This is a genomic window from Aurantimonas marianensis (assembly GCF_024195285.1).
Classification (GTDB): domain Bacteria; phylum Pseudomonadota; class Alphaproteobacteria; order Rhizobiales; family Rhizobiaceae; genus Aurantimonas; species Aurantimonas marianensis.
The window spans coordinates 21,175-36,953 of sequence record NZ_JALHBS010000023.1 but is presented as its reverse complement, the minus strand read 5'-3'; the positions used below and the strand labels follow the sequence as shown (position 1 = coordinate 36,953).

Below are 15,779 nucleotides of genomic sequence, written 5' to 3'. Positions count from 1 at the left end.
CCCGCCCCCCCCGCCCCGCCCCCCCCCCCCCCCCCCCCCCCCACCCGCCCCCCCCCCGCCCCCCCCCCCGGCCGCGGGGGGGGGGCCCCCGCGGCCGGCGAGCGTGGTCAAGGAATTGATCGAGAACGCGCTGGATGCCGGCGCGCGGCGCATCGAGATCGCGACCGCCGGCGGCGGCAAGAATCTGATCCGGGTGAGCGACGACGGCTGCGGCATCCCGGCGGGTGAACTGCCGCTCGCGATACGCCGGCACTGCACCTCCAAGCTTGGCGGTGGCCTCGAGGCCATCGACACGCTCGGCTTTCGCGGCGAGGCGCTGCCGTCGATTGGTTCGGTCGCGCGGCTCTCCTTGAAGTCGCGCGCCACCGGTGCCGCCGAGGCTCATGAGATTGCCGTCGATGGCGGCCGCCCGGACGGCCCGCGGCCGACCGCCCTGTCCAAAGGAACCCTGATCGAGGTCCGCGATCTTTTTCACGCGGTGCCGGCGCGGTTGAAATTCCTCAAGAGCGACCGGGCGGAAGGCGCCGCGATCACCGAGATCGTCCGCCGCATCGCCATCGCCTTTCCTGAGGTGCGGTTCGAACTGGCCGGACCCGACCGCAGCCGCACGGTTTTCGAGGCGGTGCCCCGCGCGGATCGTTTGCATCGGATCGACGCCGTGATCGGCGCCGAATTCGGCGACAACGCGATTGCCATCGACGCCGAGCGGGAAGCGGTCCGGCTGGCGGGGTTTGCCGGGCTTCCGACCTTCAATCGCGGCAACGGGCTGGCGCAGTTCTTCTACGTCAATGGCCGGCCGGTGCGCGACAAGATGCTGCTGTCGGCGCTCAGGGGCGCCTATGCGGACGTTCTGGCGAAGGACCGCCACCCGATCGCGGTCCTGTTCCTGTCGCTCGATCCGGCGCTTGTCGACGTCAATGTGCATCCGGCGAAGGCCGACGTGCGCTTCCGTGATCCCGGCCTGGTGCGGGGCTTGATCGTCGGCGCTATTAGGCAGGCTTTTGCCGAGGCGGGCCTGCGGTCCTCGACGGCCAACGCCGCCGGCCTGATGGCGCGCTTCCGGCCGGACGGATCAGTCCCGGCGGCGCCCGGTTCCCGCCGCTTCGAGGGCTTTGCTCCCGGTGGCTTCGCGGCGCCGCGACAGGCGGCCTACGATGTCGGCGCATCGCCCTTCCACCCGCTCAATGGCGCCGGTGACGCGGCGACGCTGGAGCACGGCGATGCGGAACCGGCATTCGGCCAGGATCACGCGAACGCGCCGTTGCAGCCACCGGGTGCCGGGACCGACTCAGGGACGGGAAAACGCGATCACCCGCTGGGCGCGGCCAAGGCGCAGTTCCACGGCAACTTCATCGTTGCCGAGACCGAGGACGGCATCGTCATCGTCGATCAGCACGCGGCGCATGAGCGGCTGGTCTACGAAGCGCTGAAGACGGCGCTGCACGGGCGTCCCCTCCCGGCACAGCTGCTGCTGATTCCGGAAATCGTCGATCTGCCCGAGGACGACGCGGACCGTCTCGCCGAGAACGCCGCGACCTTCGCGCAGCTCGGCCTCGGCATCGAACGCTTCGGACCGGGCGCCGTGGCGGTGCGCGAAACGCCGTCAATCCTCGGCCGGGTCGACTGCCAGCGGCTCATTCGCGATCTCGCCGACGAACTGGCCGAATTCGGCACCGCCGACACGATCCGCAGCCGGATCGACCATGTCGCGGCGACGATCGCCTGTCACGGATCGGTGCGGTCCGGGCGGAACCTGAAGCCGGACGAGATGAATGCCCTGTTGCGCGACATGGAGACGACGCCCGGCTCAGGCCAGTGCAATCACGGCCGCCCGACCTATATCGAGCTGAAGCTCGCCGACATCGAGAAGATGTTCGGGCGACGTTAGAGCATCGGACGATATTCGGCCGATCGCGACGTTTGACGCGCCCCCGGCGGCGACTTAGGAAAGCGCGCAAAGCTTCGGGACCCCGGCGGACGGCCGGCGGCAGCATGTTGGAGATAGCGATGAACCGCATGGAGAGCGGCGGCGAGGCCAAGCTCAAATACGGAACGCCGGATTTTCAGATCATCAAGCCGGGCGCCTATGTGCGCTGCGCCGTCACCGGCGAGGCGATCCCGCTCGACCTCCTGCGTTACTGGAGCGTCGAACGCCAGGAGGCCTATGTCGACGGCGAGGCCTCGTTCCGGCGCGAGATGGAGGCCGGCGGCCGAAAACGCTGAAGCCGCCTCGGCGAAATGCTACCTGAATGCGCGGCGGCGAAACGCCAGCCTGGTATCCCGCACGATGCGCGCACCGAGGCTGTCAGGCTCGAAGCGCAGATCGACGTCGAGCACCTCGCATTCCTTGAAGAAAAGCTGCTGCGCAGCGGTTCCCGTTGCCAACCGCACCGCGTCCTTGCGGGTCGTGACCAGTTGCAGCCCGGAACGCCAGGCGGCCGCGGACAGCTCATCCATGTCGCCCTTCGAGAAAACATGGTGATCGGGAAAGTCCCGGATTTCAACGATATCGGCACCAAGCGCGGCGAGGCTGGCGTAAAACTTCGTCGGATCGGCGATGCCGGCGAAGGCCAGCACCCGCATCCCGCGCAAGCGCTCGCCGTCGCGCGGCTCCAACGCGGCCTCGAAGACCGGCTTGTTGGCACGGGCCGTCCGCCGGATCACGGTGTCGCCGCCGTCGCCTCGTCCGATCACCAGCAGGGCGTCCGCCAGGCGGATCTGGTCGATGACCGGCGCGCGCACCGGTCCCGCCGGGATGACGGCACCATTGCCGAGCCCCCGCCGCGCGTCGATCACGATGAGCGCGTAATCGATCCACAGGCGGGCGCTCTGGAATCCGTCATCCATGATGATGAAATCGCAGCCGTGCTCGCGCTTCAACAGCGCCGCCGCCTGCTTGCGGTCGACCGCCACGGCGGTTGGCGCGACGGTTGCGAGCAGCAGCGGCTCATCTCCGACCGCGCCCGCCGAGTGATGCTGCGGGTCGACGACGAGTGCCCTCCGGCCCGATCGGCCATGCCCGCGTGAGACGAAACCGGGACGAAGGCCCGCCGTCTTCGCCGCCCGGCCGAGCGCCATCGCGGTTGGGGTCTTGCCGCCGCCGCCAACCGTGAAGTTGCCGACGCACAGCACCGGCACACCAATGTCAGCGCGCTCGCCCCGCAGCAGATTGCGCCGGGCAACGCGCCCGTAGATCATCGCCGCCGGTGCGAGAAGCCGTGTCGGCCACGAGCGCGCCCGCCACCAGAAGGGCGGGGTTTCCTGCAGCATCATCGCGGCATGGCGGGCCGGCAACGACGCGCGAGACTGATCGACAGCTTCAACGGATGCAGGAAAGGCTGGAGCGCCTGCAACGTGCGAGGAAGCGCGCCGCGCATTTCCTCGACGGTCACCGCCCCCGCCCTCGCCATCTCGGCGAGCCTGGCCGGTTCGTTGAGCAACTGGTCGACGTAATTGGCCAGCATTTCCTCATCGCGCACGATCCGGGCGCCGCCGTTCTTCAAGAGGCGCTGATAGGCATCGCGAAAATTCTGTACGTAACGACCGGAAAGGACCGCCGTCCCGAGCATCGCCGCCTCGAGCGGGTTCTGGCCGCCCTGCCCGGTCACCGACTTGCCGAGAAAGGCGATGTCGGTCAGCCGCAGGTACAGGCCCATCTCCCCCATGGTGTCGCCGAGCAGGATATCGGTCGCCTCGTCCGGTTGTTCGCCACGGCTGCGCCGGGCCACCCTGAAGCCCTGCTTCGCAAGGGTCTGCTCGATCTCGTCGCCACGTTCCACGTGCCGGGGCACGATGATGGTCAGGAGACCGGGATGGCGCTGCGAAAGCGCCAGATGCACCCCTGCGGCGAGTTCTTCCTCGCCGGGATGGGTGGACAGCGCCGCCCATCGGGGTCGGCGTCCGAGAACCCGCTCCAGTTCGGCGAGTGCCTGTCTGGAGCTCGGCGGTGGCCCGACGTCGGCTTTCAGGTTGCCCGCGACGGTGACCGCCCGGGCACCGAGAAGCCGAAAACGTTCGCCGTCGACATCCGACTGGGCGACGACGTGCGCGAGATTTTCCAGGAGCGCTTCCGCCAGCCAGGGCACCGATTTCCAGCGCTTGAACGACCCGTCGGAAAGGCGGGCATTGACCAGGATTTGCGGGATGCGGCGCCGGCCAAGTTCCAGCATCGTCATCGGCCAGATTTCACTTTCGGCCACGATCGCAACATCGGGCTGCCAATGATCCAGAAACCGCGCCACCGAAGGTTTCATGTCGAGCGGGACATATTGGTGAATGGCGCAGTCGGCCAGGTGTTTCTCGACGAAACCGGCGGAGGTCATCGTGCCGGTGGTCATGAGGACATTGATGCCATGGTCCGAAATCTCGCGGACCAGCGGCGCGACCGCCGCGCTCTCGCCGACGCTCGCCGCGTGCATCCACAACAGTGGCCCGCTGTCCGGCCGGGCGATGCTCGCATAGCCATACCGCTCCCGCCGTCGTGCCGGGTCTTCCTTGCCGCGCGAGATGCGGTAGCCGACATAGGGGCCGAGCATCGGATAGGCGAGCGATCCGGCGAAACGATAGGCCGCGAGCGCCGTGCGGGCGAGCGCATCGCTCACGACGCATCTCGCACAAGCCGCTCGGCCGCCTCGTTCGCGGCCTCGATCGCCCGGGTGATCTCGTGGCGCTTGCTTTCCATCATCGCATCGTCGGCGTCGGCGGGCACGCTGATCGGCGCGCCCACCACCACGGCAATACGGCCGAACGGCAGCGGAATCGTCGTCTTGTCCCACGAACTCGCAACGACGTAGCGGCGGCTCGTCACGGCGGCCGAAGGAAGCACCGGACGGCCCGTGATGCGGGCCAGCGTCACGATGCCAAGGCCGGCCTTGCGCGGCGTTCCCTTGGGCACATCGGCGATCATGCAGACGCCAAAGCCGTTGGCGAGGAAGCGGCGAAGGGCGATCAGCGCGCGCGCGCCGCCCTTTCCCGAGCCTACCGGTCCGGTACGGCCACCGGATCCACGCACTGTCGCGATGCCGAAACGCTCGACGATCATCGCGTTGATCTCCGCGTCGGCATTGCGCGACAGCAGCGCGGCATAGGGCAGTTTGGACGGCCGGAAAAAGGGCGCGAGCAAGTGCTGTCCGTGCCACAGGCCGACGATGGCCGGGTGTTCCTCGTCGAGAATCCGAGCCCAGTCGGATGAACCCGGCGCCTCCTTCTGGGTCGCCCGCACGAAGCACAGGCCATGGTAGATGGCGGCCCCGGCCACGACCGTGGCGAGGCGGCTGCGAAGTACCGCGCGCCCCGTGCGACGCCAACGTCGCTGCCATTCCTGAAGCCAGGACCGCTTCAAGGGCGCCGTGTGGTGGGCCGTCTCGCCGGCCATGGTTTCATCCGACATGGCAACGCGTACCGCAATGATTGAGGTGTCTGCTCACGCATTTTCCGGATTCAAGAGACGGTGCATGTGAACGATGAAGTAGCGCACCGAAGCATTGTCGACAGTTTGCTGCGCCTTGCCGCGCCAGGCCGCGAGGGCCGACGCGTAATCAGGGAAAATTCCGACGATATCAAGGCTTCCCAGATCCTTGAAATCCACGCTCTGCAGGTCCTTCAACTCGCCACCGAATACCAGGTGGAGCAGTTGTCTGGGCTCTTGCTCTTGCATTGGAATCGCATCCTCGTTTCTCGGTCAGCCGAGCGCCATCAATCGGGAATCGCTCTCGCCAGTTGTCTGACACGCGCCATAGCATCATGCGATGCCGCCATCAAAAGGCCATGCCTCTTGCCCTCGCTTCTGTAAAGCCCGGGGGCGCCACCGCGATCACACAAGAGCCCCCCGGCCCTTTCGATGAGCAAATCGGCAGCAGCGATATCCCAGTCATTGGCACGGGGGCGGATCAATGTCCCGTCGAGACGTCCCGAGGCCACCAGAGCGAGACGATAGGCGAGCGAAGGCACGGCTTTTTCCGCTATGAAGGGCTCGCTGCCGGCCGCATCGAGCCGCTTGCGCATGCCATCGGGAACCGCCAGGCGAAGCCGGTCGTCGGCGCCGGGCCGGCTCACACGGCAAACGGCCCCGTTCAGACGCGTGATGGATTCGGCCGTCACTTCAAAGACCACGCCAAGCGCCGGGGCGGCGATGACGCCGATCACCGGACGGCCTTGCTCGATGACCGCGATCGAGACGCACCATGTGTCCTCGCCGCGCAGAAAGGCGCGGGTGCCGTCGATCGGATCGACGACAAAGAAGCGGTCGGCCTCGGCCTTGCGGTCCTCGGCCTGTTCCATCTCTTCCGACACCCAGCCATAGGATGGTCGCGCGCCGACCAGCGCATCCTTCAGGAAGGCGTCGACGGCGATATCGGCCTCGCTGACCGGTGAATTGCCCTCCTTCCACCAAACCGCCGGATCGCGCCGAAAAAAGCGCATGGCGACCGCGCCGGCCTCCACGGCGGCCGTCTTCACCAGTTCGAGATCGTCGCGCATGGTGGTCAAGTCAGCGCCCCGCCACCATCATCGACTCGATGCGAAGGGTCGGCGCGACGACGGAGAACCGCTCGTCGAGATCGTTCGCTGCAGCGAGCGACAACAGCATATCGCGCAGATTGCCGGCGATGGTCAGCTCCGAGACCGGCGTGGTGATCTCGCCATTCTCGATCAGATAGCCCGAGGCGCCTCGGCTGTAGTCGCCGGTGACGAGATTGGTCCCGTGGCCGATCAGTTCGTCGATATAAAGCCCCCGGCCGGTTTCGCGGACGAGTTCGGCCGGTGTCATATCGCCGGGCGATACGAGCACATTCGTCGCCGAGGGCGAAACGCCGCCGGACGAGCGGCTGGCACGGCCATTGGTCTGGAGCCCGAGTTCCTTGGCGGTCGCGGTGTCGAGAATCCAGTTCGCCAGGACACCGTTCTCGACCAACGCCATTGCCTCGCCGCGCACGCCCTCGCCGTCGAAGGAACGCGAGCCGGGGCGCCGGGGCAACAGCGGGTCGTCCATGATAGTGAAGGAAGCCGGCAGGATCGCCGCGCCCAGCCGATCCTTGAGAAAACTGGTCCCGCGGGCGATCGCCGATCCGTTGATCGCCGAGACGATGCTGCCGATGAGGCCCCTTGCGATACGCGGATCGAAGATCACCGGATAACGCCCGGTGGCAACGGTCCCGGGATCGAGCCGCCGCACGGCGCGCTCGCCGGCGCTCCGGCCGATCGCCTCCGGCGCCGTCAGGTCGATGTGGTGAATGCGCGAATCAAAATCGTAATCGCGCTGCATCTTGACGCCCTGGCCGGCGATGACGCTGACCGAGCGGGAAAATCCCGAGCGCATCCGGTGACCGGCGAAACCGGAAGACGTGGCAAGGACCAGCCCGGACGCGCCCGCCGACACCGAGGCGCCCCCCGAATTGCTCACCCCCGCGACGGCGCGCGCCGCCGCCTCCATGGCCAGCGCCTGCTCGACCATTGTCGGCGTCGCGACATCGGATGCGTCGAACTGGTCGAGATCAAGCGCCTCGCGCGACAGCCGCAGCGGATCGGCGAGTCCGGCGAAGGCATCCTCCGGCGAGACCTTGGCCATGGCCACGGCGCGCTCGGCGAGCGGCCCCGCATCGGCGTGGATGTCGGCGGAGACGGTCGCCACGCGGCGGCCGACGAAGACGCGGAGCGACATATCCTCGCTCTCGGCGCTTTCGGTTTCCTCGACCTTGCCGAGCCGAACCGAAACGGAGCGACCGAAGGAGCGGACCACCGCCACGTCGCAGGCATCCGCCCCCGCCTTGCGCGCGGTCTCAATGAGCCGCTCGGCAATCGCCAAGAGACGCGTGGTATCGTCGTGCATAATGTCGCCTGCTGGTTTTCGTTCAGGAACCATCTATTGTGCGATGCGACACCCATCAAGACGCCGAGGGCGAGGCGGCGCATTTGTGGCTGCCGAATCACCAGACAGGAAAAGCTGCCGCCAGTGGAACAGACGACATCCATCTTCATGCAAGTCGTGCTGCTTTTGGGTGGCGGCATTGTCGCGGGCACGCTGTTCATGCGCATCGGCCTCGGCACGGTGCTCGGCTACCTTTTCGCTGGCATCTTGATGGGACCGATGTTCGGACTGATCGGCGAAGGCAAGGAAATCCTTCATATCGGCGAACTCGGCGTGGTCTTTCTCCTGTTCATCATCGGGCTCGAACTGAAGGCGAGCCGACTCTGGTCGATGCGGCGGCAGATCTTCGGTCTCGGCCTGACCCAGGTCATGCTGACCGGCCTGGCGCTCACCGGGATTGCGATTCTGTTCGGCATGAACTGGCAGGCAGGCGCCGTGGTCGGCTTCGGCCTCGCGCTGTCATCGACCGCCTTCGGCCTGCAACTGCTCGAGGAGGCCGGCGAGACCAACACCCGCCACGGTCAATCGGCCTTCTCCATCCTGCTGTTCCAGGATCTCGCGGTGGTTCCGCTGCTCGCGGCCATCCCTTTCCTAGCGCCGTTTTCTGAAGGGAGCGGGGTCGATTTCGAACGAATCGCACTGTCGGTCGGCGCGATTGTCGCGCTGCTGGTCGTCGGGAAATATCTGCTCAACCCGCTGTTTCGGATTATGGCGACGTCCGGCGCACGCGAGGTCATGCTGGGCGCGGCGCTGTTCGTGGTGCTCGGCTCGGCGATGTTGATGGAGGCGGCGGGTTTCTCCATGGCGATGGGCGCCTTCATTGCCGGGGTGCTGCTTGCCGAATCATCCTACCGGCACGAGCTGGAAGCCAATATCGAACCGTTTCGAGGGCTTTTGCTCGGTCTGTTTTTCATCGCCGTGGGTCTGTCGCTCGATCTTTCGGTGATCAAGGACAATTGGTTGCTCATCCTGGCCCTCACCCCGGCCCTGATGATCGTCAAGGCCGCGCTAATTTACCTCTTCTCGCGCGCATTCGGAGAAACCCACGCGACCGCCGTGCGGGTCTCGGGGCTCCTCGCGCAAAGCGGCGAATTCGGCTTCGTGCTGTTCACGGCCGCCGCCGCGAGCCTGATATTTCCCCGCGAGACCTCCTCCCTGCTGATCGCGATCGTCACGCTGTCGATGGCGCTGACGCCCCTGGCGACATGGCTCGGACGCCGGATCGTCATCGAGCACACCGAGGAGGAGGAACTGGAAGAGGATTTCGAAGGCGCGGGTTCGGCCGTGCTGATGATCGGCTTTTCGCGTTTTGGCCAGATGGCGGCCCAGGTCCTCCTTTCCAGCGGAATCGACGTGACGATCATCGATTCCTCGGCCGAGCGCATCCGTAATGCGAGCAAATTCGGTTTCCGCATCTATTTCGGCTCCGGCCTGCGCAAGGATGTCCTCGAGGCCGCCGGCATCCGCAAGGCGAAGCTTGTCGCGGTGTGCACCAACAAGCGCGAAACCACGGATCGGGTCGTCGACCTGATTCGGTCCGAATTCCCCAATGTCAGCCTCTACGTGCGCGCCTACGACCGCGCGCACGCGCTGTCGCTCCGTGCGCGGGGGGTGGATTTCGAAATGCGCGAGACGGTCGAGTCGGCGCTGGCCTTTGGCGCAGCGACCCTCGAGGCCTTCGGCATCGAGGAGGAACTCGCCGATCGCATCGTCGAGGACGTCAGGCGGCGTGATCAGGCGCGGCTGAAGCTGCAGGAAGCCGAAGGCTTCTACGCCGGCAATGACATGGTGACGACGCGCGTCGTGACCCCCGAACCGCTGGTCAAACCCCGCCCCTCCTTGCAAGCGATCGAAAAATCAGCAGATGAGAACGGTGAAACGTCGCCGATCGACGAAGGCCCTCCGCGCAAGCGCCGCCGAGGGCGCCCGTTTGCCGGGCGCCGCCGCAACTTCGACAAGGTCCAGTCCCGGTGAACACGGCCTGGTCCAGCTTGCCTTTACCGTCCGCGGCCTCAACAAAACCAGGACGTTCTGCCGGGGTGTCCTCGGCGCCCCTATCGGCCGACCGCTCGACGTGAACCGGGTCTTCGCGAGCTAGACGCTCGAACCGGCAGCGGAATCCGATTTTTCGCCCGTTCCGCTGCCGGATCAAAATGTCGCCCCGTCCCGCGCGCGCCGGACGCAGGCATGGGTAAAATCAGCCGGCCTTCGTCAATTCCGATTCCGATTTCAGCACCCTTGCCTCCGTCCTCCTGTTCGATGAGATAAGCCGGATTCTGATCGTCGGCATCGCGGGTGACCTCGGTGCCGCGGATGGTCCGACTGACCTTCTCGGCAAAGCTTTCGCTCACCTCCCCCGCGCCAGTACCATTTCCCAATTCCATCGAATTTTATCACCTTTGTTGAATTTTTTCACTTTCCGTTCCTTTTGATGAGTTACGTGCAGGAATTCTGACGAGATAGATGCGGCGTGGTCCCTAGCCAGCCCGTCAAATGGTCGCGTCAGCAGTGGGGAACCCGCCCTTCTCGCCGGCGTTTCCAGACTCCGATCACCCTGAGGATGCCCCGCCCGCTCCATGGACAAACAACTCGCCCGCCATGCCGAACGGTTCGGCCTCTGCCTCGTCGAACCGGGACGTTTCGCGATCGAGCGGCGACGGAACGGCAAGGGGTTTCGCATCTGTTTCGCCACAGGGGAAAAGATCACCGACAAGGCCCTCGAGCAGAGGGTGAAAGCGCTCGCGATACCGCCGGCCTGGACCGACGTGCGGATCTGTATCGAGTCGAACGGTCACATCCAGGCGATCGGCCGCGACGAGAAGGGCCGGCTGCAATACCGGTACCACGACGAATGGGTGAATGTGCGCAACGCGGTCAAGACCGAGCGGCTCCTGCGCTTCGGCCGTGCCCTGCCCCGGCTTCGGCGAATGGTGGAAAAGGACATGCGCCGCGGAAAGGTCGACCGGCGGACGACGTCGGCGATCGCGACGCGGCTGATCGACGTCACGGCCATGCGGCCAGGCCACGAGAAATATGCGGCCGACGGCGGTCGGGGTGTCGCTTCGTTGCGCAAGAAAAACCTCAGGATCGTCAAGAAGGTCGCGGTGCTGAAATTCGTCGGAAAGTCGAACAAGTCGCACCGGATCGAGATCGGTGACGCGCCGCTGGTGCGCTCGCTAAAGCGGGTACGCAAAGGCAAGGGGCAGCGGCTGTTCCGGTTTCCGGGCCGGAAGAAGAAGCAGCGCGAGCTGACCGCGAACCTCCTCAACGACTATCTCCACGAGGCGAGCGGCGCCGCGATCTCCGCCAAGGACTTCCGTACCTTTCACGGCTCGGCCGAGGCGTTGCGTTTCCTGGTCGAAGCGGCCGGATCGGCTACGGACACGCCGGCCAAGCGCAAGCGCGCGGTCGCCGCCGCAATGAAGTCGGTATCGGTGCTTCTGCGCAATACGCCGGCGGTTGCCCGCGCATCCTACGTCCACCCCGCGATCGTCAGCGCGTTCGAGCAGCAGCGGCTTACGCGGGAGGTCCTGAAGGGGCGTAACCGCGACGGACTGACTTGCGTGGAAACCGGGCTGATGCGATTCCTGGAAAGCACCGCGGCCGACGATCATGAAGGCGTCAGCCGGCCGGCATTTGCGCCGCGGTCTCCGGCCGGGTCTTGCCCGCCTCCGTCTTCCCGGAGAGCAGACGATCCAGCGCTTGCTTCGTCTCCTCCCTGAACGAAGCCGTTTCCTCGAGAATCTGCCGCGTGCGCAGGAAATCGAGCACGCGATAGCCCAACACCGGCGGCCGCAGCAGCAGGTCGGGCGGAGATATCCGCAGCTTGGAGTCGGTGATCGACTGCATCATCAACTGCGAGGCGCCGAACACCGCCTCTGTCTGCGTCGGCATGGCGTCACCGCTGCCCACCGGACCGCCGTTGACGTCGACCGCGACGACGAGGTCGGCCTTGCCGCGCAACCGGTCGAAGGGCAGCGGGTTGAAGATGCCGCCATCGATCAACACCTTGCCGTCCCGGCGAACCGGGCTGAACACGGCGGGAATGGCCGCCGAGGCCGCCAATGCGCTGAGCAGGCCGCCGCTGTCGATCTCGCACTCGGTGCGGGCGTAGAAGTCCGTCGCCATCACGCCCAGCGATATCTGCAGGCGCTCGAATGTCGGTGGCAATGCGTCGGGCAGGAAGGCGGACAGCACACGCTCGGCATCGAAGGGGCCGAAGCGCAGGGCCCCTTCGATCATGAAGTCCTGAAAGGGCGTGGGCCGGGTCCGCCAGAGCCGCGACAACACCAGCCGCTTGCGGGCAAAGCTTTCCAGAGCGAAGGCGCGCAACTCGGCGCCGGTCATGCCGGCGGCATAACCGGCCCCCATGATCGCGCCGATCGAGGAACCGACGATCCGCTTAGGCCGCACGCCGAGTTCGTCGAGCGCCTCGATCACGTGGATATGGGCGATGCCGCGGGCGCCGCCGCCGCCAAGCGCCAGCGCGAAATCGCTCACGCGGTCAGGCCCCGGCCGGACCGACGGTGATCACCGTTGGCTCGACCGAGAGCAGCTTGCGCGCGATCTGTTTCACCTCTTCCATAGTCATTGCCGAGGTCGTCGAGCTGGATGCCCACGAGTGTCGAGGCGATCGCCAGCGAGGAGTCGAGATTGCGGATGGCGTAGGAGCCCTTGACGTAGGCCTTGGCCTTGGCGAGTTCCTCCTCGCTCGGGCCCTCCTCGGCCATGCGCTTCAGTTCGTCGCGGATGATCTCAATGCTTTCGGCCGCCTTGTCGGAGCGGGTCGCCGTGCTCCCCCCGAGCACGGCGGCATGATCGTAGCTCGCCAGCCACGAGCCGGCGCCATAGGCGAGACCACGCTTTTCACGAATCTCGGTATAGAGGCGTGAGGTGAACGAGCCGCCGCCGAGGATATGGTTCATGAGATAGGCCGCGAAGAACTCCTCGTCGTCCCGCATGACACCGGGAAGCGCGAACTGGATCGCCGTCTGCGGCACGTCGAGCTCGACGGCGACGCTCTTGCCGGTGACCGGTTCGGTCTGGGCAACCGGCTTCAGGTCCGCCGTCTCCGGCAAGCCACCGAAAACCGCGTCGAGTTTTTCACCCAGCTTTTCCGGGCTGATCGCGCCGACGACGCCGACATACAAATTGTCCTTGGCGAACTTCTTGCCGTGAAAGGCACCCAAATCCGCCGCCGTCACCTTGTCGAGACTTTCCAAGGTGCCCTCCGTCGGGCGGGCATAGGGATGGCCGGCGAAGACGGTCTCGCGGAATGCCTTGCCGGCGAGTTCCCCTGGGTCGTTCTGGTCGGCGAGGATGCCGGCCTTGATCTGGCCGCGGATGCGCGCCACCGGTTCCTCGTCGAAGCGCGGATCGTTGACCGACAGCTTCAGGAGATCGAAGGCATCGTCCTCGAATTCCACGATGGTGCGGAAATTGCCGGTGAAATTGTCGAGGCTGGCGTCGTAGCTCAGCGAGACACCGAGATCGTCGAGACGCGCCTGGAACGCGCGGCTGTCGATTTCACCGGCGCCTTCGTCGAGAAGTCCCGACATCAAATTGGCGGTTCCTTCCTTGCCCTCGGCATCCTGGGTCGAGCCGGCGCCCTTGAAGGCGAATTTCATGGCGATCAGGGGGTTGGTATGGTCCTCGACGAGGAGGGCCTTGATCCCGCCGGGGCTCGTCACTTCCTTGATCTCGACGGCACTGGCCGGGCCGAGCGAGGCAAACGAAAAACCCAGCAACAGGGTCAGGGCGGCGATCGCGCCGGACAACGGCTTGGCGAATGGCTTCAACGGTCTTTTCCTTCCGCGATGCGACAAATCAGGAGCGGGTTTCGGCGCCGGGCTCCGGCAGGAGATAGCCGGTCACCGAGCGCTTCGGCTGGAGATATTTGCGGGCGACGGCCGTGACGTCCTCGACCGTGACCGCCTCGATCCGCTCGGGCCAGCCCTCGACATCCGCGATGGTGCGGCCCGTCGATAGCGCCGCCGCATAGCGGCGCGCCATCGCGGTCTGGCTGTCGCGCTGATAGATGACGTCCTTGCGGACCCGGTTCTTGGCGCGCTCCAGTTCTGCTTCGGTGATACCCTTTTCGACGATGCGGGCGATCTCGGCGTCGATCGCGGTCTCGATCTCCGCAAGGCTCGCCTCGCCGCGCGGCATGCCGTAGACGACGAACTGCCCCTCCTTCAACGCCGTTCCGGCGTAGTGGGCACCAGCGCCGGCCGCGATCGCCTTGTCGACGACGAGGCCGCGATACAGCCGGCTGGTGGTGCCACCGCCAAGAACGTCGGCCAGCACGTCAAGCGCCTCGGCCTCGCCCGGCTCGGCGGTCGTGTCGGAGGGCACGAGATAGACCCGTTGCATCGAGGGCTGCGTGACGCGCGCGTCGGTCAGCGTCACCGTCCGCGCGGCCAGCGGCTCCGGCTCCACCGGCCGGACGCGCTCGCCCGGTTCGGCGCGGCGCGCGACCTTGCCATAGGTCCTTTCGGCCAGCCGGCGGACCTCGGCCTCGCTCACATCGCCGGCGATAAGCAGGATCGCGTTGTTGGGCGTATAATATTTGTCGTAAAAGGCGATGGCCCCATCTCGCGACAGCGCCTCGATCTCCGAACGCCAGCCGATCACCGGGTTGCCATAGGGGCTGTTCTGAAACAGCGCCGCCTGGACGGCCTCGGAAAGCTGCGAACCCGGATCATTGTCGACCCGCGACCGGCGCTCTTCGAGAATGACATCGCGCTCAGGTGCCACCGTTTCCTCGGAGAGCACCAGGTTCTCCATCCGGTCCGCCTCGAAGGTCATGACCATTTCCAAAGCGTCGGCCGGCACCTGCTGGTAATAGCCGGTATAGTCCGAAGTGGTGAAGGCGTTCTCCTGGCCGCCTATCTCGGCGACGGCCCGCGAAAAGACCCCTTCCGGGTTGTTCTTGGTGCCCTTGAACATCAGGTGCTCGAAGAAGTGGGCGATGCCGCTTTCGCCGGGCGCCTCGTCCGCCGCGCCGACCTTGTAGTAGAGCATCTGGGTCACGACCGGGGCGCGATGGTCGGGCAGGACCACGACCTTGAGCCCGTTGTCGAGCGTGAAGGTCGAAAGCGCGGCGGCCTTCTCCTTGGCCGCGGCCTGCTGCGTCTCGACCTCGGCCTTGGGTGCGGCCACCGTTTCGGCACGGGCCACGAGCGGCAAAGCGAATGCGATGGCGAGAGCCGAAAGGCCGATCTGGCGCGAGAAAAGCTTCATCGTTCGGTCTGATCCTCGTTCGATGCGTTGGGTCGAATGCCCAGACTATGGCGGATCGGAGGAATCGGGGCCAATTACGGTTTAGTTAGGTCGCCGGGTTGAAGGATCACAGCCCTGGCGTGGCCACCAGAAAGCGCAGGACCGTCTCGCCCATGGCGCGTTCTTCTTCGAGCGCAAAGCCTTCCGGCGCCTCGAACGGGGCGGAGACCGCCTCCTCGACCACGGCGAGCGCGCCCGGCCTCAGCCAGCCGCCGTCGCGGGCGGAGACCAGCGCCGCCTCGCCGAGCCGCTTGCCGTAGGGCGGATCGGCGAACAGACAGGCGAAGGGCTCCATCGTGCCGACGGCGCCAAGCCGCGTCGCGTCGCGCCGGAAGATCTTCGATCGCCCCTGCAGCCCGAAGGCCTCGACATTCTCGCGCACGAGTCCCCTTCCCTCGACACCCTCCTCGATGAAGAGACAAAAGCGGGCGCCGCGCGACAGGGCTTCCAGCCCTAGCGCGCCGGTGCCCGCGAACAGATCGAGCACCCGCCCCTCGTCGAGGGTAAAGCCGCGGCGGTGCGCAAGCATGTTGAACAGCGTCTCGCGGTTGCGATCCGTGGTGGGGCGGATCGCGTCGGTCTTCGGCGTCGCCAGCCGGCGGCCGCGAAATTCACCCCCGACGATGCGCATCAC

General features: G+C 66.2%; 14 protein-coding genes and 1 pseudogene. 4 read left to right on the top strand and 11 right to left on the bottom strand.

Annotated features, from left to right (window positions below):
- Positions 1-103: 103 nt before the first annotated feature.
- Together mutL and MJ956_RS04245 are read left to right on the top strand one after the other, a co-directional pair.
- On the top strand, positions 104-1,888 hold the full coding sequence (mutL, locus tag MJ956_RS04250; RefSeq protein ID WP_253963229.1) for a DNA mismatch repair endonuclease MutL: 1,785 nt from the start codon (positions 104-106) through the stop codon (positions 1,886-1,888).
- Between the two features lie 104 nt (positions 1,889-1,992).
- A complete protein-coding gene (locus tag MJ956_RS04245; protein WP_253963228.1) occupies positions 1,993-2,223 on the top strand; it encodes a DUF2093 domain-containing protein in 231 nt (76 codons plus the stop codon).
- 18 nt (positions 2,224-2,241) lie between these two features.
- Here MJ956_RS04245 and lpxK read toward each other — a convergent pair whose 3' ends face one another.
- From lpxK to MJ956_RS04215, 6 genes are read right to left on the bottom strand one after another with little or no spacing between them, the layout of a single operon-like run.
- Positions 2,242-3,270, bottom strand: a complete 1,029-nt coding sequence (gene lpxK, locus MJ956_RS04240) for a tetraacyldisaccharide 4'-kinase (protein WP_253963227.1) — start codon at positions 3,268-3,270, stop codon at positions 2,242-2,244.
- Positions 3,270-4,601: a lipid IV(A) 3-deoxy-D-manno-octulosonic acid transferase gene (gene waaA, locus MJ956_RS04235; RefSeq protein WP_253963226.1), complete on the bottom strand. Its 1,332-nt coding sequence runs from the start codon at positions 4,599-4,601 to the stop codon at positions 3,270-3,272. The genes lpxK and waaA overlap by 1 nt, the downstream gene beginning before the upstream one ends.
- A complete protein-coding gene (locus tag MJ956_RS04230) occupies positions 4,598-5,374 on the bottom strand; it encodes a lysophospholipid acyltransferase family protein (protein ID WP_253963225.1) in 777 nt (258 codons plus the stop codon). Before MJ956_RS04230 ends, waaA begins: the two co-directional genes overlap by 4 nt.
- 48 nt (positions 5,375-5,422) lie before the next feature.
- Positions 5,423-5,656, bottom strand: coding sequence for a DUF4170 domain-containing protein (locus MJ956_RS04225; RefSeq protein WP_253963224.1), 234 nt, complete (start codon positions 5,654-5,656; stop codon positions 5,423-5,425).
- A gap of 38 nt (positions 5,657-5,694) precedes the next feature.
- The gene (locus MJ956_RS04220; RefSeq protein ID WP_253963235.1) at positions 5,695-6,477 is read right to left on the bottom strand and encodes a 3'(2'),5'-bisphosphate nucleotidase CysQ; all 783 of its coding nucleotides are present in this window, start codon (positions 6,475-6,477) and stop codon (positions 5,695-5,697) included.
- A gap of 10 nt (positions 6,478-6,487) precedes the next feature.
- Positions 6,488-7,825 carry a TldD/PmbA family protein gene (locus tag MJ956_RS04215; RefSeq protein ID WP_253963223.1) on the bottom strand — a complete coding sequence of 446 codons (1,338 nt, stop codon included), beginning with the start codon at positions 7,823-7,825 and terminating at the stop codon, positions 6,488-6,490.
- A 123-nt stretch (positions 7,826-7,948) separates the two neighbouring features.
- Here MJ956_RS04215 and MJ956_RS04210 point away from each other — a divergent pair, with 123 nt between their 5' ends.
- On the top strand, positions 7,949-9,838 hold the full coding sequence (locus MJ956_RS04210; protein ID WP_423724797.1) for a monovalent cation:proton antiporter-2 (CPA2) family protein: 1,890 nt from the start codon (positions 7,949-7,951) through the stop codon (positions 9,836-9,838).
- 80 nt (positions 9,839-9,918) lie between these two features.
- Here MJ956_RS04210 and MJ956_RS18865 read toward each other — a convergent pair whose 3' ends face one another.
- Positions 9,919-10,248 carry an HVA1 family protein gene (locus tag MJ956_RS18865; protein WP_341482692.1) on the bottom strand — a complete coding sequence of 110 codons (330 nt, stop codon included), beginning with the start codon at positions 10,246-10,248 and terminating at the stop codon, positions 9,919-9,921.
- Positions 10,249-10,440: 192 nt separating this feature from the next.
- On the opposite strand from MJ956_RS18865, the gene MJ956_RS04200 reads away from it, so the two are divergent.
- Positions 10,441-11,586 (top strand): DNA topoisomerase IB, encoded by a 1,146-nt coding sequence (locus MJ956_RS04200; protein ID WP_253963222.1) that lies wholly within the window; start codon positions 10,441-10,443, stop codon positions 11,584-11,586.
- On the opposite strand, the gene MJ956_RS04195 is transcribed toward MJ956_RS04200, so the two are convergent.
- The 4 genes and pseudogenes from MJ956_RS04195 to rsmD form a co-directional block, all read right to left on the bottom strand.
- Complete coding sequence (locus MJ956_RS04195; RefSeq protein ID WP_253963221.1) at positions 11,486-12,364, bottom strand: patatin-like phospholipase family protein; 879 nt, start codon at positions 12,362-12,364, stop codon at positions 11,486-11,488. The genes MJ956_RS04200 and MJ956_RS04195 overlap by 101 nt on opposite strands.
- Positions 12,365-12,368: 4 nt before the next feature.
- A pseudogene (locus MJ956_RS04190) lies at positions 12,369-13,662 on the bottom strand (M16 family metallopeptidase).
- Between the two features lie 28 nt (positions 13,663-13,690).
- The gene (locus tag MJ956_RS04185; RefSeq protein WP_253963219.1) at positions 13,691-15,106 is read right to left on the bottom strand and encodes a M16 family metallopeptidase; all 1,416 of its coding nucleotides are present in this window, start codon (positions 15,104-15,106) and stop codon (positions 13,691-13,693) included.
- Between the two features lie 106 nt (positions 15,107-15,212).
- The gene (rsmD, locus tag MJ956_RS04180; protein WP_253963233.1) at positions 15,213-15,776 is read right to left on the bottom strand and encodes a 16S rRNA (guanine(966)-N(2))-methyltransferase RsmD; all 564 of its coding nucleotides are present in this window, start codon (positions 15,774-15,776) and stop codon (positions 15,213-15,215) included.
- Positions 15,777-15,779 lie beyond the last annotated feature (3 nt).